Below are 16842 nucleotides of genomic sequence, written 5' to 3' on the forward strand. Positions count from 1 at the left end.
GTGCGCGTGTGAAAGGGCGGACGGACGTCAGGGCGCCAGCTGCCTCGCCAACCCATGCAGCAGCACAAACACCCCCGCCCACAGCACCGCCAGCCCGGCCAATGTGGGCAAGGTGGCGTAGCCAAAACTCACACCTGCCAATTGGCTGCCAGCGTAATACGACAACGGTCCGCCCACGGCGCCCAGCAGGCTGGCACGCCACCAGGGGCGGGCGCTCCAGGCCAGGCAGTGGCGCAGCGTGGTGGCCAGCAAGGCCCAGAGCAGCACCAGCCAGAACGGAATCAGCGGCCCATGCCCCTCAAAATGAAACACGCCAAGGGTGCGCAGCGAGGTGTCGATGACCGTGCCCACCAGCGTGACCGCGAGGATCAGCGGGGCTTCGGCCCATGTCCCGAGCCCGCGCAGGTGAATGATGAGGATCACCACGCCCACCCCCAGCCACGCGCTGTCACCGCCCAGTACGCAGGCAAACCAGCCGCACTGGAACAGTGCGGCATTGGCCAACTGTTTAAGCATCAAAACGCCCGAGCAACGGCTGGGGCACGGCCGCCGGTTTGGCCAGCAGCAATTGTGCGGTGCCGATGGTGCGCTCCATAAAACCGCCCTCGCAGTAGCACAGGTAGAACTCCCACAGGCGCAGGAAATGGTCGTCGTAGCCAAGCTCGGTCAGGCGGCCGTGGGCGCGGCGAAAGTTCTCGTGCCACAGGCGCAGCGTGCGGGCGTAGTGCAGGCCGAAGTCTTCCATGTGCAGCAGGTTCATGTCGGTGTCGCGGCTGACGATCTGCAGCATTTTCTGCACGCAGGGCAGGGCGCCGCCGGGGAAAATGTAACGCTGGATAAAGTCCACGCTGCGCCTGGCCTGCTCATAACGTTGCTCGCGAATGGTGATGGCTTGCAGCAACATCAGGCCGTCGGGCTTGAGCAAGTGCGCGCATTGCTTGAAGTAGGCGGGCAGGAACTGGTGGCCCACCGCTTCGATCATTTCGATGGACACCAGCTTGTCGTACTGGCCGGTGAGGTCGCGGTAGTCGCGCAACAGCAAGGTCACCTGATTCTGTAAACCCAGCGCCTCAATGCGTTTTTGGGTGTAGGCAAACTGCTCTTTGGACAAGGTCGTGGTGGTGACCTGGCAGCCATAGTGCTGCGCGGCATACAGCGCCATGCTGCCCCAGCCCGTGCCGATTTCCAGCAGATGGTCGGTGGGCTTGAGCGCCAGTTTCTGGCAGATGCGCGACAGCTTGTTCAGTTGCGCCTGCTCCAGGGTGTCGTCGGGCGACAGAAACTGCGCGGCCGAGTACATCATGGTCGGGTCCAGGAACTGCTCGAACAGGTCGTTGCCCAGGTCGTAGTGGGCGGCGATGTTTTTTTGCGAGCCCTTGCGCGTGTTGCGGTTGAGCCAGTGCAAGCCTTGGGTGAGCGGGCGCGCCAGCCGGGCCAGGCCGCCTTCCAGGGCATCGAGCACCTCTAGGTTGCTGACCATCACGCGCACCACGGCGGTCAGGTCCGGGCTGGTCCAGTAGCCATGAATAAACGCCTCCCCCGCGCCGATCGAGCCGTTGGCCGCCACCAGGCCCCAGGCCGCCGAATCGAGGATGTGGATTTCCCCCAGCAGGTGCGCTTCCCGTGCGCCAAACACCTGCCGCTCGCCGTCTTCAATCACCACCAACTGGCCATGGCGCAGTTGGCCGAGCTGGTGCAGCACGGCCCTGCGCAGCAGGGTCGCGGTCATGCCGTTGACGTTCAAGCGGTTGGATTTGACCGATAAGCTAGGGGATTTCATGGCGGCGATCCTTGGTAGACCCGACAGCGGTTCGAGAGGCGCCATCGGCGGCCTGATGGGAAAAAATCGGCGTGCGTTTAAGCAAAAGGCGCAGGGCCTGCCAGTAAATGGCCAGGCAGGTCTTGGCCGTCATCCACGGAAAGCGCCAGAGGTAGCGGTGCAGGCTGGCGCGGTTCAGGGGCTCACGTTGCAGGTTGAGGGTGGCGTCGAAGACTTTGTGCTGGCCCTGCCAGTCGGCCATGTGCACGCCGAGCTTTTCAGCGGGCGGGCTGAAGCTCATGCGGTACTCAAGGTCGCGGGGCAAAAACGGCGACACATGAAACGCCTTGGCGACGGCAAAGTGCTGGTGCGCGTCCGTCGCCTGGGCGGGCAGCACGTAGTGGTAGCGCTCGCGCCACGGGGTGTTGGTCACTTCACAGAGGATCGCGGCGAGTTCGCCGGACGCCTCAAAACAATAGAAGAAACTCACCGGGTTAAAGGCCAGGCCCCAACTGCGGGCCTGGGTTAGCAGGCAGATTACGCCCTGGGGCGTGTGCCCCAGCGCCTTGCCGACTTCTTGGCGCACGGCATCGGTGAGGCTCATGCCGGTGCGCGTCCATTCACGCAGGTAGTCCTGCTGGCGAAACGCGAAGGGCGCAAACCGCCCCGCGCCCGCCATGGGCGACAGGGCGAGCACGGCGTCCTGTTCGCTGAGGTCCAGGTACACAAGGCCGATCCGGTAGCGAAAGGCGTGAGCCCGGGGCGTAAACCGGCGATGGGCGATCCAGCCGCTGTACAGGGCGCTGTTCACAGGGTTTCCCCGAAGGCCTTCGCCACGCGCAGCGCGCTGACCACGCCGTCTTCATGAAAGCCGTTGGCCCAATAGGCGCCGCAATAGTAGGTGTGGCGTGCGCCGTGCAGTTGCTCCCAGCGCGCTTGCGCGGCCACGGCCGCCAGGCTGTATTGCGGGTGGGCGTAGGTGTAGCGGGCGAGCACTTTGAGCGGGTTGATCATCGCCGTCTGGTTGAGGCTCACGCAAAACGTGGTGTCGCTGTGCAAGCCCTGCAAGATGTTCATGTTGTAGGTCACGGCGGCCTGTTGCTGCGCCGTGTCATCCAGGCGGTAATTCCAGCTGGCCCAGGCGAGCGGGCGGTCGGGCAGCAGGCGGGTGTCGGTGTGCAGCACCACGTCGTTATCGGCATAGGGCAGGGCGCCGAGGATCTGCTGCTCGTCTTCGCTGGGGTCGCCCAGCAGGGCCAGGGCCTGGTCGCTGTGACAGGCCAGCACCACCTTGTCGAACGACTCGCTGCCCCGCGCGCTGTGCACCACCACGCCAATGGCGGTGCGCTCGATGCGCGTCACCGCGGTGTTTAAGTGGATGCGCTCGCGAAACGTGCGGGTCAGCGGTTCGATATAGGCGCTGGAGCCGCCCTCGATCACGCACCATTGCGGCCGGTTATTCACCGACAACAAACCATGGTTCTTGAAGAACCGCACAAAGAACTGCAACGGGAACCCGAGCATGTCCGCAAGCGACATCGACCAGATCGCCGCGCCCATCGGCACGATGTAATGCCGGATGAATCGCTCCCCGTAACCGCCGTGCTTCAAGTAGTCGCCCAAGGTCATGTCGGCGCTGATGCGCTGGGCGTGCAGGTCGGCCGGCGCCTGGCGATTAAAGCGCAGGATGTCGCGCAGCATGCCCCAGAAACCCGGCGACAGCAGGTTGCGGCGCTGGGCGAACAGGCTGTTGAGGTTGTTGCCGTTGTACTCGAACCCGGCGCTTTGGTCGCACACCGAAAAGCTCATCTCGGTGGGCTTGAACGGCACGCCGATCTGGCCCAGCAAGCGGATGAAGTTGGGGTAGGTCCAGTCGTTGAACACAATGAAGCCGGTGTCCACCGCGTAGGGTTGGCCGTCGACAGTCACCGCCGCCGTGTGGGTGTGCCCGCCGATACGGTCACCGGCCTCAAACACGCAAATCTCGTGGCGACGGCTGAGCAGGTAGGCGCTGGTCAGCCCGGCGATGCCGCTGCCGATAATCGCGATCTTCACAGGTCGTCCTTTTTCGGCGGCGGGCTGCGCAACATGCGCTTACCGATGATCAGTTGGGCGCGGTTCGGCAGCTTGGACAGCGGCCACAAGGCCGCCATCAGCAGGGCCGGAAAGGCGATCTCCAGCGGACGGCCCTCAAGCCGGGTGAAAATATGCCGCGCTGCCTTATCGGCCGGCCAGCTCACGGGCATGGGAAAGTCGTTGCGCTGGGTCAGGGGCGTGTCGACGAAGCCTGGGCTGATGACGGTCACGTCGATGTTTTCCGGCGTAAGGCTGATGCGCAGCGCTTCAAACAGGTAGCGCAGCCCCGCCTTGGACGCACCATAGGCTTCGGCACGCGGCATCGGCAGGTACGTCACCGCGCTGGTGACCCCGACCAGGTGCGGCGTGACACCTGCGCGCAACAGCGGCAGGGCGGCCTCGATGCAGTAGCTGCTGGCGAGCAGGTTGGTGCGCACCACATGCTCGATGATCGAGGCGTCGAACTGCCGGACGTCCACGTATTCGCAGGTGCCGGCATTGAGAATCACCGTGTCCAGCGCGCCCCAGGCCTGCCCGATGTGTTCACCGATCTCGCGCACGGTCTGGCTGTTGGTCAGGTCGCCCGCCACCACCAGCACCTGGCCTGGAAAGCGCTGGGCCAGTTGCTCCAGCGGCCCTTTTGACCGGGAGCTGACCGCCACGTGAGCACCGCTCTGCAGCAACGCTTGCGCCAGGGCCTCGCCGATGCCACTGCTGGCGCCGGTCAGCCAATAACGACGGGGCGGTCTTGCGTTCATCCCATTCTCCTTTTCAGCCAGCGGATCACGCTGCCAAAGATCGGCAAGTGCTCGTACAGCAGGGCGCCGGCGTCGAAATAGTCGCGGTGGCGGTACACCTTGTCGCGCCACAGCAGGTGCGAGCAGCCTTCAAGGCGGATCACTTCGCCGTTGGCCAGGCGCGGGTGGCAAAAGCTCATCTTCCAGCGCAGGTAGCCTTCGCCGTCGGCCACCTGGTCGAAGCTGTGGAAGTCAAAGCGCAGGTGGCTGACGTTGTCATACAGCTCGGCAAAATAGCGGTTCAGCGCCGTGAGCCCCTGCACCTCGTGCAGCGGGTCGGCAAAGGCGATGTCCTTGCTGTACAGGCTGTCGAGCAGGTGCAGGTTGTGCTTGTCCAGGCTGGCGAAGGTATGGGCGAAGCGGCGCAGGAAGTCACTCATCGTCACCCCCGGCAGGTTGTCTGGAGGGCAAGCTGCGAAACGCGGCGAGCGCGCGTTCGCGGGATTTTTTCAGGTCGACGATCGAGCGCGGGTAGTCCGCCACGCCGAACAGGCCCCCCAGGGCGTCGGGGTTGTGCACTTCTTTTTTGTTCAGCGCCGCCAGCTGTGGCAGCCACTGCTTGATGAAGCGGCCGTCGCCGTCGAATTTTTCTGACTGGCTCAGCGGGCTGAAGATCCGAAAGTACGGCGCCGAGTCGGTGCCGGTGGAGGAACTCCATTGCCAGCCGCCGTTGTTGGCCGCCAAATCGCCGTCGATCAGGTGGCGCATGAAAAAGCGCTCGCCTTCGCGCCAGTCGATCAGCAGGTTCTTGGTCAGGAACATGGCCACCACCATGCGCAGGCGGTTGTGCATCCAGCCGGTTTCCAGCAACTGGCGCATGGCCGCGTCGATGATCGGCAGGCCCGTGCGCGCTTCTTGCCAGGCGGCGAGGTCGGCGGGGGCGTTGCGCCAGGCCACCGCTTCGGTTTCTGGGCGGAAGGCGCGGTGGCGGGACACGCGTGGGTAGCCCACCAGGATGTGTTTGTAGAACTCGCGCCACAGCAACTCGTTGACCCAGGTGACGGCGCCCTCGTCGCCGCTGTCGAATTCGCCCCGGTTGCTTTGCAGCGCGGCGTGCAGGCATTGGCGCGGCGAGATCACTCCGGCGGCGAGGTAGGCCGACAACTGGCTGGTGCCGGGTTTGGCCGGGAAGTCGCGCTCATTCTTGTAGTAGCTGATTTGCGCGTCGGCAAACTGCTCCAGGCGTCTGCGGGCTTCGTCTTCGCCAGCCGGCCAGAGTGCGCGCAGGCTCTCGCTGGGCGCGGCAAAGCCGTTGACGTGCGTGGGCACCGGGTCGCTTTTTACCGCCAGCGGCGCCTGGGCGTTGGGGCTGGCCACCAGGCGCGGCAATGCACTGTGCAAGCGCTCGTAGCACACCTTGCGGAACTGGCTGTACACCTGAAAATACGTGCCGGTCTTGGTCAGCACGCTGCCGGGCTGAAAGAACAGTTGGTCCAGGTAATTGTGAAACGTCACGCCCGCGGCTTTCAGCGCCTGCGCCACGGCCACATCGCGGCGGGATTCGTGGATGCCATATTCGTCGTTGACGTGCACCGACTCGATCGAAAGTTCTTGGCACAGTTGGGCCAGGACCTGCGGCGCGTCGTTCCACCGTGCAGCATGCCGCACCAGCAGCGGGATGTTCAGCGCGCCCAGTGCCTGGCTCAGGGGCTGCAAGTTGCGCAGCCAGAAGTCCACCTTGCACGGCGCGTCATCATGGGCCCGCCATTGTTCGGGGCTGATCAGGTAGACCGCCACCGTCGGGCCGCGCTGCGTGGCAGCGGTCAGGGCGGTGTTGTCATGCAGGCGCAGGTCGGTGCGCAGCCAGATCAAGTGCATTTAGATAAGTCCACGCTGGAGCAGTGCCTGATGGGCCGACAACGGGTCTTCGGCCAGGAACAGTTCAGGGATTTCAGTGATAGATACGGCCAACTCGGCCTGGTGGATGCATACCGTTGGTCCGGCAATCAGCTTGGGGCCGCTGACGCCACTCAGCAGCTTGCCCAGTGTCGACACGTGCAGCGACTTGCTCGAATACAACAGCACGCCACGCGGTTGCAGGTGTTCGACCGCCAGCGCCAGTTCGCCTGGCGGCAGCGGCCAGTCGAAGACTTCCACCGGGCAGTCGGCGCTGCTGGTCAGCCACGCGGTGAGCCACAGGTGCGGCTCCAGCGGCAGGTCCGACTGGTTGATCAGCAACAACGGCGGGCCATTGAGCTGGCGATTGTTGTGATAGATACGCGCACCGAACTTGCTGCGCAGCCAGGAGTGGAAAAACACCCGCTCCATCTGCGCGCCAAACTGGCCCTGCCAGCGCAGTTCCAATTCATGCAGCAACGGCAGCAACAGTTGCTCGCACAAGGTGCGCGGCGGGTAGAGGGCCATGGCTTGGTTGAAGGCATCGTCTACACGGCGCTCGGCCAATTCGCTGATCGCGTGCAGCAATGTCTGACGGCGGCTGTGCCATTCGTTCTCCACGGGGTGCTCATTGGGCTGGGCCGAGTCGATCAGGTTTTTCACCTGGCTGACCGGCACGCCGCGGTTGAGCCACGTCAAGATGGTGTGGATGCGTTGCACGTGGTCGGCTGAAAACAGGCGGTGCCCCTTGGGCGTGCGCTGCGGCACGATCAAACCGTAGCGGCGCTCCCAGGCGCGCAGGGTCACTGCGTTCACCCCGGTTTGGCGCGCCACTTCGCGGATCGGCAACCAGCCCTGTTCCAGGGCTTGGGCGAAGTCTTCGCCGGGGGCGGTGTCGTCGGGTTCTGAAAGAGTCATGGGTTAAATCGCATTACGCAGGCTGAGGTTTTCCGGGTGCGGTTGCAGGTAGGCCTGCTGCGCGATGTAGCGGTCCGGGTGTTGGCGGAAATGGTGCTTGAGCAGGGTCAGCGGCACCACCAGCGGCACGACGCCCTGGTGGTATTGGCCGATGATCGTCTGCATTTCCTGTTTGTCGTCGGCGCTGATGGCTTGCTTGAGGTAGCCGCTGATGTGCTGCAACACGTTGGTGTGGGTGCCACGCGTGGCGCATTTGGTCAGGCCGCGCATGAGGTCGCTGAAGTAGCGCGCGGCCAATGCCTGGAGGTCGTCGGCCTTGGTCATGCTGCCCAGCAGGGCGCCCAGGCGTTTGTAGTGCACCGGGCTGTGGGCCATCAGCAGGTATTTGTAGCGAGCGTGAAACTCCAGCAGGCGGTGGCGGGTCAGGCCCTCGGCGAGCACCTGTTGCCAGTGGGCGTACACAAACACCCGGGTCAGGAAGTTTTCCCGCAGTACCGGGTCGTTCAGCCTGCCGTCTTCTTCCACCGGCAAGTCGGGGTGGCGGGCGCAGAACGCCTGGGCGTAGATGCCGCGCCCGCCGCCGTCCACCGGGGTGCCGTTGGCGCGGTAGACCTTGACCCGCTCCAGGCCGCAGGACGGCGACTTTTGCATGAAGATGTAACCGCACAGGTCGGTGTGTTCGGCGGCCATTTGTTGGCCGTAGTCGTCCAGCGGGCGGGTAACGTTCAGTTCGCGGTTCACCGTACCCACCGCTTCAGGGTGCGCCGGGTCGCCCACCAGGCGGATCGGTTCGCGGGGGATGCCCAGGCCGATCGCCACTTCCGGGCACAGCGGCACAAAGTCGAAATACTCGGCGAGGGTGTCGGCGCACAGGTGGGAGTGCTTGTGCCCGCCATTGAAGCGCACGTTTTCACCGAGCAGGCAGGCACTGATGGCGATTTTGGGTTTGCCGGAGGCGGACGGGGTGTGAAGCATGGCTAAACCTCTGCAAGATTCCTGTACAGACTTAAAATTCTGTACAACTTAATCTCATCATAGGTTTGAAGCTGTACAAGTCAAATAGTTTGTACAGCTTTTTGCGCGGGGCTATTTCCAGCCGATTTTCCAGGCATCGGCGTTTTGCAGGGTTTGCCAGGCCAGCCGCTCGGAGCGGTGGGTCATCACCGCTTGCAGTTCGATGTCCAGCACGGTGCCCTCTTCGTCGCGAAACAATTCGGTGACCAGGAAGTGTTTTTCTTTGTTCTGCGGGCGGGCTGCCGTCCACTTCGACAGCAGCAACTTGGCCGGATTGATACGGTTCATCGCGCGTGTTCGATCAGTCGTCGCGCCGCTTCCTGGCCGCTGAGCCAGGCCCCTTCGACACGGCCGGACAAGCACCAGTCCCCGCACACATACAGGCCCAGGTCGGCGTCGGCGAGCACGCCGAACTCGTGGCTGGCGGACGGGCGCGCATACAGCCAGCGGTGCGCCAGGCTGAACGAGGGCGGCGGCATGCTGGCGTGCAGCAGTTCGGCAAAGGCGCCGTGCAGGTGTTCGATCACGGCTTCCTTGGGCAGGTCCAGGTGCTGCTTGCTCCAGGCGCTGGTGGCGTGCAGCACCCAGGTGTCGAGGTGGGTGTCGCGCCCGGGTTTGCTGCGGTTGCGCGCCAGCCAGTCGAGGGGGCTGTCTTGCACGAAGCAGCCTTGCATGGGCGTGTCCAGCGGGGTGTCGAACGCCAGGGCGACGGCCCAGGTCGGGTCCATCTTCACCCCGGCGGCCACGTTGGCCAGTTTGGGCGCGGCCGCCAGCAGGGCGGCGGCCTGTGGCGCCGGGGTGGCGATGACCACGTGGCTGAACGGGCCGTGGTTGCCGCCGTCGGCGTCCAGCAGGTTCCAGTGTTTTTCGCCCTGGAACACTTCGGTGATGCGGCAACCGAACTCCACCGGCAAGTCGTCGAGCAGGGCGCGGGTGATGGCGCTCATGCGGGGCGTGCCGACCCAGCGGGTCTGTTCATCGGGGGAGGGGCTCAATTGCCCGGATTTGGCGTTGTACAGCTGCGGTTCCCACTGCGCGGCCCAGCCGTTGGCTTGCCAGCGCTGCACCTCATTGACGAAGCGTCGGTCACGCGCGGTGAAGTACTGCGCGCCCATGTCCAAGGCCCCGGCGTCGCTGCGCTTGCTGGACATGCGCCCGCCACTGCCGCGGCTTTTATCGAAGAGTTGTACAACGTGGCCGGCGTCTTGTAACGCTCGGGCGGCGGAAAGACCGGCGATGCCGGTGCCAATGATCGCGATGGGAACAGTCATGGGAGGCCTCGTTTTACCGTTGGGTACAGACTACGCCGACACCAATAGCTGTACAATGTTGTTTTTTGGTATAAGTTTTGGCGTACCTGATCTATAGAGCGTGGCCTATGGTTAAACCAGTGGTTTAAATCATCGTCGCGCCCGGTTGTAAAAGTCCCTGTCTTTAAAATAGACCAGTGAGCGCGGGCGAACGTCACGGGAGGAAATAGTGATGCACATTTTGCTGACAGGCGGTACAGGACTCATCGGTCGCCAGCTGTGCCAATACTGGCTCGCCCGTGGGCATCGCTTGAGCGTGTGGAGCCGCCGTCCCGAGCAGGTGGCCAGGTTGTGTGGCGCGCAGGTGCGCGGCATCGCCCGCTTGCAGGACCTTGAGGAGCCGGTGGACGCCGTGGTCAACCTGGCCGGTGCGCCGATTGCCGACCGCCCCTGGACCCACAAGCGCAAGGCCCTGTTGTGGAGCAGCCGGATCACCCTGACCGAAACCCTGCTGGCCTGGCTGGAAGGCCTTGAGCACCGACCTGCGGTGTTGATTTCGGGCTCCGCCGTGGGCTGGTATGGCGACGGCGGCGAGCGTGAGTTGACTGAAGCCTGCGGCCCGGTGCAGGACGATTTCCCCAGCCAATTGTGCATTGCGTGGGAAGAAACCGCCCAGCGCGCCGAAGCCCTCGGGATGCGCGTGGTGCTGGTGCGCACAGGGTTGGTGCTGGCGGCGCAGGGCGGCTTTTTGTCGCGCCTGTTGCCGATGTTCAAACTGGCGCTGGGTGGGCCGATCGGCAAGGGGCGGCAGTGGATGCCGTGGGTGCACATCGAGGATCAAATCGCCCTGATTGATTTTCTTCTGCACGAGCCTGACGCCCGCGGTCCCTATAATGCGTGCGCGCCGCACCCGGTGCGCAACATAGAATTTGCCAAGACGCTGGGCCAGGTGCTGCACCGCCCCGCGTTCATGCCCATGCCAGCCTTTGCCTTGAAGGTGGGGCTGGGCGAGTTGTCCGGCTTGTTGCTGGGCGGCCAGAAAGCGCTGCCCGAGCGCCTGTTGGCCGCCGGGTTTACTTTTCGGTTCACCGAGTTGCACGCGGCATTGGACGATGTGTCCCGCCGCCTCTAGAGATAGGACGTTGCATGACGGATCACGCGTTATTACTGGTCAACCTGGGCTCACCGGCGTCTACCTCGGTGGCCGATGTGCGCAGCTACCTCAATCAATTTCTCATGGACCCCTACGTGATCGACCTGCCGTGGCCGGTGCGGCGGTTGCTGGTGTCGCTGATTCTGATCAAGCGCCCCGAGCAGTCCGCCCACGCCTACGCCTCGATCTGGTGGGACGAGGGCTCGCCACTGGTGGTGCTGAGCCGGCGCTTGCAGCAGCAAATGACTGCGCAATGGACCCAAGGGCCGGTGGAACTGGCGATGCGGTACGGCCAGCCGTCCATCGAAAGTGTGTTGGTGCGCCTGGCCGGCCAGGGCATCAAAAAGGTCACGCTGGCGCCGCTGTATCCGCAGTTCGCCGACAGCACGGTGACCACCGTGGTGCAAGAGGCCCGGCGCGTGGTGCGCGAGAAAAAACTCGCCCTTGAGTTTGCCACCCTGCAACCCTTCTACGACCAGCCTGAATACCTGGACGCCCTGGTGACCAGCGCCAGGCCGTATGTCGCGCAGGATTTCGATCACCTGTTGCTCAGTTTTCACGGGCTGCCGGAGCGCCACCTGACCAAGCTCGACCCCACCGGGCAACACTGCTTGCGCGATGATGACTGCTGCAAGAACGCCTCGCCCCAGGTGCTTGCCACCTGCTACCGGGCCCAATGTTTCAGCGTGGCTCGCAACTTTGCCGAGCGCATGGGCCTGCCGGACGGCAAGTGGTCGGTGGCGTTCCAGTCGCGCCTGGGCCGGGCGAAATGGATCGAACCCTACACCGAGGCCCGCCTGGATGCCTTGGCCAAGCAGGGTGTGAAGAAGTTGCTGGTGATGTGCCCGGCGTTTGTCGCCGATTGCATCGAGACGCTGGAGGAAATCGGTGACCGTGGGGCCGAACAGTTCCGCGAGGCCGGTGGCGAGGAATTGGTGCTGGTGCCGTGCCTGAATGACGAACCGCAGTGGGCGGCGGCGCTCAATGCGTTGTGTGAAAAGGCGCCGGCCACCCTGTAACCCTGGTCGTGGTGCAGGTGTTTATTCGTGATGCGGCTGGCCGAGGAAGGTCAGCGAGCTGAACAGGCCGCGCGTCGCCACGTCGGCATTGTTGTCCACGGGGACTTCCACCTGCGCCGCGATCACGTTCAAGCCTTCGTTGCGGACCACCACCTTCGCGCGTCCCTGGGCGTCGGTTTCGGCGCTCAGGGTGTTGGGGGCATTGCGGTAATCGCCGATCAACTTGACGCCCGCCGCGGGCTTGCCGTCCAGCAGCACCCGTACCGGCAGCGGCTTGCCCGGGCCGACGGTGAGCGGGTCCACTTCCGGCAGGATCAGCAGCTTGATTTTCCCCAGCGCTGGCAGCTTCGCCCCTGCCTGATAAATCGCCAGGCTGTATTTGAACGTATGGGTTGACTCGATCGCGCCCGGCACCTGGCTGCGCCCCTGGTTGATCCATTTTTTATCCGGCGTCTGTGACCACATGCCATTGTCCAGTGCCACGGCCACGGAGGCCGGTGGCTTGAGGGGTTGCAGGCGGGCGTGGTCGGGCAGGCGTTGCACGGTCACCGGGATCAGCTTGCCGCGAAGGTCGTAGGCCCAGGCCCCGCTGATTTTTTCCGGCTTGAAAGCATCGTCTTCCGCGCCATGGCCGTAGATCACTTCGATATTGCCGCGTCGTTCTTCGGTCCACAGGCCGTGAGCCGAGGCGTGGGTGGCAAACAGCAGGCCGAGCAGGGCCAGAGGTTTGGGGAATTGCATGGTGGTGTCCTGTTACAGGTTGAGGGTCAGGCTGACGGTGAAATTGCGGGGCTCGCCGGGGGTGATCCAGTAATTGCTGTAGGAGCGCTCGTAGTACTTTTCATCGAACAGATTGTTAAGGTTCAGGCCCACGGTGACGGTGTCGCTGGCTTTGTAATGCGCCAACAGGTCTAGGGTGTGGTAGGCCGGCAGCTCGAACGATTGGCCGGCTTCGCCCGAACGGTCGCCGACGTAGGTAAACGCCGCGCCCACGTCGGAGCCACGTAGCAAGCCGTCCTGGAACGCGTAGACGCCCAGCAGGCTGGCGCTGCGTTTGGCCACGCCGAGAATGCGGCTGCCCGTCGGAATATTTTTGTCGCCCTTGGTCACTTCGGCGTCGATGTAGGCAAAGGCTCCAATCACGCGCAGGGCGTCCGTCACCTGCCCGGCCAGTTGCAGGTCCAGGCCCTGGCTGCGGGCTTTGCCCATGGCGCGATGGGTGTCGGTGGCGGGGTCGAGGGCCAGCACGTTTTCCTTTTCGATATGAAAAGCGGCGAGGGTGGCGCTCAGGCGATCGTCGAACAGTTCGCTCTTGAGCCCTGCCTCATAGCCCACGCCTTCCTCGGGCTTGAAGGATTGGCCGCCCGCGTCCAGGCCATTGTTGGGTTTAAATGACGTGGAGACGTTGGCGAATACCCCCACCTGCGGTGTGAGCTGGTAGAGCAGGCCGGCGCGCTGGGTGAAGGCGTCGTGGGTTTGGCGGCTCTTGGCGTGGTCGCGGGCATAATCGTCGGTGTGCTGCTCGAAGCGTTCGAGGCGCGCGCCCAGCATGCCGCGCAGGCGGTCAGTGAAGATGATCTGGTCTTGCAGGTTCAACGCATGGCTTTTGACGTGTTCAAACACGTGGGTGCCGGAGCGTGCGCGGTCTGGCTTGGGCTGACCGTAGACGGGGTGGTACAGGTCGATGGCGTAGGGGCTGCCCGCGATGGCGGTGACACGTTCTTTTTTGCGGTAGTCCTCGTATTCGGTTCCGACCAACAGCTCGTGCTGCCAGCTGCCGATGTCGAACAGGCCGCGCAATTCCAGTTGGGTGATGCTGTCGTGCCAGCCCGTGGAGCGTTCCCGGTAGCGGCGGTTGAGGGTGTGACCATCAGCGTTAAGCGCACGGTTCTCCGAAGCATCGCCCCACAGGCTGCCCTGCTTGTAGTGGCTGGCCAGGCGCAGTGTCCAGGCGTCGTTCAGATGATGGTCCAGGCTGGCTTGCAGGCGGTTGTTGTGGTTGCGAATATCGCCGTCGTTGGGCTCGCCCAGAAAGGTGGAACGAGAAACGCCGCTCCAGCGGTTATTGGGCGCTACCAGGCCCCGGTCGAAGGTAGAGCTGTGGCGCACGAATTCGCTTTCCACCCGCAGTTGGGTGGCCGGGTTCAGTTGCCAGCTGAGGGAGGGCGCGACGAACACCCGCTTGTTCTGTACGTGGTCACGAAAACTGTGGTTGTCTGCCACGGCCAGGTTGACCCGCGTCAACACGCGGCCTTCGCCATCCAACGGGGTGTTCACGTCCAGCGCGGTGCTGTAACGGTCCCAACTGCCGGCGCGGGTGTGCAGGGTGGCAAAGGCCTCGGGCTGGGGCTTTTTGGTGACGATATTGACAGTGCCGCCAGGGTCGCCACGGCCATACAGGCTGGCGGCGGGGCCCTTGAGCACTTCGATGCGTTCGATATTGGCCGTGTCCGGCGTGCTGGGGTAGCCCCGGTTGGCACTGAAGCCGTCCTGGTAGAACTCGGAGGTGGTGAAGCCGCGCACGCTGTATTCGTATAGCGTGAGCCCGCCGAAGTTGTTCTGCTTGGACACCCCGCCCGCATATTCCAAGGCCCGCTCCACGTTTGTGCTGCCCAGGTCCGTGAGCACTGAGGCAGGAATGACGCTGATGGACTGTGGGATATCGCGAAGGGCGGTGTCAGTCTTGGTTGCGCTGGTGGAGCGGGTGGCTCGGTAGCCCTTGACCGGGTCGGTGGCGGACTCATAGGCGTCGGCAGTGACGCGCAGCGTGTCCAGTTCAACGATGCTGTTGTCTTCGGCGCAGGCCGGATCCATCAGCAGGCCCAGGGCAAGGGTGGCCAGGGGCGCAAGTTTTCGAGGTGGCATGGTAAAGCGTTCCAATGTCTATATTGAAACAATATAACATGCCAAATGAGAGTGAATTTCTTTTGAAATGTTTGCTTACAGGCGCCCTGAGACGGGCGCCTGTCGCGCGGATCAGTCGGCGTCTTTGGCCGGCGCAGGCGGCGGTCGAAGGCCGACTTCTGCCATCAACTTGATCTCTTTGCCATTGCGCATCACCTGGATCGCTACCTTGTCGGTAGGTTTGATCCGCGCCACCTGATTCATCGATTTGCGGCCATCGTTCGCCGGTTCGCCGTCGATGCTCAGGATCACGTCGCCCGGTTGCAGGCCGGCTTTTTGCGCCGGGCCGTCACGCAGGATCCCGGCCACCACGATGCCGGGGCGCCCGGTGAGGCCGAAGGATTCGGCCAGTTCCTTGGTCAACGGCTGCACTTCCAGCCCCAGCCAGCCGCGAATCACCTGGCCGTGCTCGATGATCGACTTCATCACCTCGGTGGCCAGCTTGACCGGAATCGCAAAGCCGATGCCCTGGGAGCCGCCGGTCTTGGTGAAAATCGCCGTGTTGATGCCGGTGAGGTTGCCGTTGGCGTCCACCAGCGCACCCCCGGAGTTGCCGGGGTTGATGGCCGCGTCGGTCTGGATGAAGTCTTCGTAGCTGTTAAGGCCCAGCTGGTTGCGCCCGGTGGCGCTGATGATGCCCATGGTCACCGTCTGGCCGACGCCGAACGGGTTGCCGATGGCCAGCGCCACGTCGCCGACGCGCAGGCCTTCGGAGCGGCCGATGGTGATGGACGGCAGGTTCTTGAGGTCGATCTTGAGCACCGCGAGGTCGGTTTCGGGGTCGCTGCCCACCACGCGGGCCAGGGTTTCACGGCCATCGCGCAGGGCGACGATGATTTGGTCAGCGCCGGTGGTCACGTGGTTGTTGGTGAGAATGTAGCCTTCCGGGCTCATAATCACGCCCGACCCGAGGCTGGACTCCATGCGCCGCTGCTTGGGCGAGTTGTCGCCAAAAAAGCGCTGGAACTGCGGGTCTTCAAACAGCGGGTGCGCCGGTTTGTTGATGACTTTGGTGGTGTACAGGTTGACCACCGCGGGCGCGGCGATCACCACGGCGTCGGCATACGTGACCGGGCCCTGCACGATGCCGTTGGTTTGCGGGGCCTGTTGCAGGTTGACATCGAGGGTGGGCAAACCGACCCATTGTGGATAACGCTGAATAATCAGCATCGCGACCAGCACGCCCGCCAACAATGGCCATCCAAAAAAACGCAGTGCCTTGAGCATGTAAGAAAAGTCCTGACAGGTTGCAGGGGACGGGAGAGCGCCCATAATGTCGCGCATTATACGAGGCCACGCGCGCCTCTGAACGGGATATTTAGGAGTCTTTTATGGCCGTCGCCCTGAGCACCCTGGTCGAGGAAGCCGACCGTTACCTTGGCAGCGCAAAAATCGCCGATTTTTGCCCCAATGGCCTGCAAGTCGAGGGCCGGCCGCAGGTGTCACGCATCATCAGCGGCGTGACCGCAAGCCAGGCCTTGCTGGACGCGGCCATCGAAGCCGACGCCGACCTGGTGCTGGTGCACCACGGTTATTTCTGGAAAGGCGAGAGCCCGTGCATCACCGGCATGAAGCAGCGCCGTCTGAAAACCCTGCTCAAGCACGACATCAGCCTGCTGGCCTACCACCTGCCGCTGGACCTGCACCCCGAGGTCGGCAATAACGTGCAACTGGCCCGTCAACTGGACATCACCGTCGAAGGCCCGCTGGACCCGGACAACCTCAAGGTGGTCGGCCTGGTGGGCTCCCTGGCCGAGCCCCTGTCGCCGCGCGATTTTGCCCGCCGCGTGCAGGACGTCATGGGCCGCGAGCCCTTATTGATAGAAGGCAGCGAGATGATCCGCCGCGTGGGCTGGTGCACCGGCGGCGGGCAGGGGTACATCGACCAGGCGATTGCAGCGGGCGTTGACCTGTATCTGAGCGGCGAAGCGTCGGAACAGACCTTCCACAGCGCCCGGGAAAACGACATCAGCTTTATCGCTGCCGGCCACCACGCCACCGAGCGCTACGGCGTGCAGGCACTGGGCGACTACCTGGCCCGGCGCTTTGCGCTGGAACACCTGTTTATCGACTGCCCCAACCCCATCTAGGCAAGGCTGGGGAGCCAAACCCGGGG

General features: G+C 63.8%; 17 protein-coding genes. 3 read left to right on the plus strand and 14 right to left on the minus strand.

Annotated elements, in window-relative coordinates:
* Window positions 1–27: 27 nt before the first annotated feature.
* From ACW9H9_RS16275 to ACW9H9_RS16325, 11 genes are all read right to left on the minus strand, one after another.
* Window positions 28–516, minus strand: coding sequence for a DUF2878 domain-containing protein (locus tag ACW9H9_RS16275; RefSeq protein WP_457344243.1), 489 nt, complete (start codon window positions 514–516; stop codon window positions 28–30).
* On the minus strand, window positions 509–1780 hold the full coding sequence (locus tag ACW9H9_RS16280) for a class I SAM-dependent methyltransferase (protein WP_457344244.1): 1272 nt from the start codon (window positions 1778–1780) through the stop codon (window positions 509–511). Before ACW9H9_RS16280 ends, ACW9H9_RS16275 begins: the two co-directional genes overlap by 8 nt.
* Entirely contained in the window at window positions 1767–2570 is an 804-nt protein-coding gene (locus ACW9H9_RS16285; protein ID WP_457344245.1) for a DUF1365 domain-containing protein, read from the minus strand. The genes ACW9H9_RS16280 and ACW9H9_RS16285 overlap by 14 nt, the downstream gene beginning before the upstream one ends.
* Window positions 2567–3814, minus strand: a complete 1248-nt coding sequence (locus tag ACW9H9_RS16290; protein ID WP_457344246.1) for an NAD(P)/FAD-dependent oxidoreductase — start codon at window positions 3812–3814, stop codon at window positions 2567–2569. Before ACW9H9_RS16290 ends, ACW9H9_RS16285 begins: the two co-directional genes overlap by 4 nt.
* Window positions 3811–4593, minus strand: coding sequence for an SDR family NAD(P)-dependent oxidoreductase (locus ACW9H9_RS16295; RefSeq protein ID WP_457344247.1), 783 nt, complete (start codon window positions 4591–4593; stop codon window positions 3811–3813). Before ACW9H9_RS16295 ends, ACW9H9_RS16290 begins: the two co-directional genes overlap by 4 nt.
* The gene (locus ACW9H9_RS16300; protein ID WP_457344248.1) at window positions 4590–5012 is read right to left on the minus strand and encodes a nuclear transport factor 2 family protein; all 423 of its coding nucleotides are present in this window, start codon (window positions 5010–5012) and stop codon (window positions 4590–4592) included. The genes ACW9H9_RS16295 and ACW9H9_RS16300 overlap by 4 nt, the downstream gene beginning before the upstream one ends.
* Window positions 5005–6450, minus strand: a complete 1446-nt coding sequence (gene phrB / locus ACW9H9_RS16305; protein WP_457344249.1) for a deoxyribodipyrimidine photo-lyase — start codon at window positions 6448–6450, stop codon at window positions 5005–5007. Before phrB ends, ACW9H9_RS16300 begins: the two co-directional genes overlap by 8 nt.
* Window positions 6451–7386 carry a MerR family transcriptional regulator gene (locus ACW9H9_RS16310; RefSeq protein WP_457344250.1) on the minus strand — a complete coding sequence of 312 codons (936 nt, stop codon included), beginning with the start codon at window positions 7384–7386 and terminating at the stop codon, window positions 6451–6453.
* Window positions 7387–7389: 3 nt separating this feature from the next.
* Entirely contained in the window at window positions 7390–8361 is a 972-nt protein-coding gene (locus ACW9H9_RS16315) for a YbgA family protein (RefSeq protein WP_457344251.1), read from the minus strand.
* Between the two features lie 111 nt (window positions 8362–8472).
* Window positions 8473–8688, minus strand: coding sequence for a TIGR02450 family Trp-rich protein (locus ACW9H9_RS16320; RefSeq protein WP_457344252.1), 216 nt, complete (start codon window positions 8686–8688; stop codon window positions 8473–8475).
* Window positions 8685–9671, minus strand: a complete 987-nt coding sequence (locus tag ACW9H9_RS16325) for an NAD(P)/FAD-dependent oxidoreductase (protein WP_457344254.1) — start codon at window positions 9669–9671, stop codon at window positions 8685–8687. The genes ACW9H9_RS16320 and ACW9H9_RS16325 overlap by 4 nt, the downstream gene beginning before the upstream one ends.
* A gap of 211 nt (window positions 9672–9882) precedes the next feature.
* Here ACW9H9_RS16325 and ACW9H9_RS16330 point away from each other — a divergent pair, with 211 nt between their 5' ends.
* Both ACW9H9_RS16330 and hemH read left to right on the plus strand, forming a co-directional pair.
* Entirely contained in the window at window positions 9883–10782 is a 900-nt protein-coding gene (locus tag ACW9H9_RS16330) for a TIGR01777 family oxidoreductase (protein WP_457344255.1), read from the plus strand.
* Between the two features lie 14 nt (window positions 10783–10796).
* Window positions 10797–11822, plus strand: a complete 1026-nt coding sequence (gene hemH, locus ACW9H9_RS16335) for a ferrochelatase (RefSeq protein ID WP_457344256.1) — start codon at window positions 10797–10799, stop codon at window positions 11820–11822.
* 21 nt (window positions 11823–11843) lie between these two features.
* On the opposite strand, the gene ACW9H9_RS16340 is transcribed toward hemH, so the two are convergent.
* The 3 genes from ACW9H9_RS16340 to algW all read right to left on the minus strand — a co-directional run bounded on the left by ACW9H9_RS16340 (window position 11844) and on the right by algW (window position 15953).
* Complete coding sequence (locus tag ACW9H9_RS16340) at window positions 11844–12563, minus strand: DUF4198 domain-containing protein (protein WP_457344257.1); 720 nt, start codon at window positions 12561–12563, stop codon at window positions 11844–11846.
* A 12-nt stretch (window positions 12564–12575) separates the two neighbouring features.
* Window positions 12576–14687: a TonB-dependent siderophore receptor gene (locus tag ACW9H9_RS16345; protein ID WP_457344258.1), complete on the minus strand. Its 2112-nt coding sequence runs from the start codon at window positions 14685–14687 to the stop codon at window positions 12576–12578.
* A gap of 111 nt (window positions 14688–14798) precedes the next feature.
* Complete coding sequence (algW, locus tag ACW9H9_RS16350; RefSeq protein ID WP_457344259.1) at window positions 14799–15953, minus strand: Do family serine endopeptidase AlgW; 1155 nt, start codon at window positions 15951–15953, stop codon at window positions 14799–14801.
* A gap of 104 nt (window positions 15954–16057) precedes the next feature.
* Here algW and ACW9H9_RS16355 point away from each other — a divergent pair, with 104 nt between their 5' ends.
* Complete coding sequence (locus ACW9H9_RS16355) at window positions 16058–16816, plus strand: Nif3-like dinuclear metal center hexameric protein (protein ID WP_457344260.1); 759 nt, start codon at window positions 16058–16060, stop codon at window positions 16814–16816.
* Window positions 16817–16842 lie beyond the last annotated feature (26 nt).

This window comes from Pseudomonas sp. SDO5215_S409, from assembly GCF_054071325.1.

Coding starts and splice junctions, on each gene's coding strand:
- ACW9H9_RS16275 (WP_457344243.1), bottom strand. CDS start 516: ATGCTTAAACAGTTGGCCAATGCCGCACTGTTCCAGTGCGGCTGGTTT.
- ACW9H9_RS16280 (WP_457344244.1), bottom strand. CDS start 1,780: ATGAAATCCCCTAGCTTATCGGTCAAATCCAACCGCTTGAACGTCAAC.
- ACW9H9_RS16295 (WP_457344247.1), bottom strand. CDS start 4,593: ATGAACGCAAGACCGCCCCGTCGTTATTGGCTGACCGGCGCCAGCAGT.
- ACW9H9_RS16300 (WP_457344248.1), bottom strand. CDS start 5,012: ATGAGTGACTTCCTGCGCCGCTTCGCCCATACCTTCGCCAGCCTGGAC.
- phrB (WP_457344249.1), bottom strand. CDS start 6,450: ATGCACTTGATCTGGCTGCGCACCGACCTGCGCCTGCATGACAACACC.
- ACW9H9_RS16310 (WP_457344250.1), bottom strand. CDS start 7,386: ATGACTCTTTCAGAACCCGACGACACCGCCCCCGGCGAAGACTTCGCC.
- ACW9H9_RS16315 (WP_457344251.1), bottom strand. CDS start 8,361: ATGCTTCACACCCCGTCCGCCTCCGGCAAACCCAAAATCGCCATCAGT.
- ACW9H9_RS16320 (WP_457344252.1), bottom strand. CDS start 8,688: ATGAACCGTATCAATCCGGCCAAGTTGCTGCTGTCGAAGTGGACGGCA.
- ACW9H9_RS16325 (WP_457344254.1), bottom strand. CDS start 9,671: ATGACTGTTCCCATCGCGATCATTGGCACCGGCATCGCCGGTCTTTCC.
- ACW9H9_RS16330 (WP_457344255.1), top strand. CDS start 9,883: ATGCACATTTTGCTGACAGGCGGTACAGGACTCATCGGTCGCCAGCTG.
- hemH (WP_457344256.1), top strand. CDS start 10,797: ATGACGGATCACGCGTTATTACTGGTCAACCTGGGCTCACCGGCGTCT.
- ACW9H9_RS16340 (WP_457344257.1), bottom strand. CDS start 12,563: ATGCAATTCCCCAAACCTCTGGCCCTGCTCGGCCTGCTGTTTGCCACC.
- ACW9H9_RS16345 (WP_457344258.1), bottom strand. CDS start 14,687: ATGCCACCTCGAAAACTTGCGCCCCTGGCCACCCTTGCCCTGGGCCTG.
- algW (WP_457344259.1), bottom strand. CDS start 15,953: ATGCTCAAGGCACTGCGTTTTTTTGGATGGCCATTGTTGGCGGGCGTG.
- ACW9H9_RS16355 (WP_457344260.1), top strand. CDS start 16,058: ATGGCCGTCGCCCTGAGCACCCTGGTCGAGGAAGCCGACCGTTACCTT.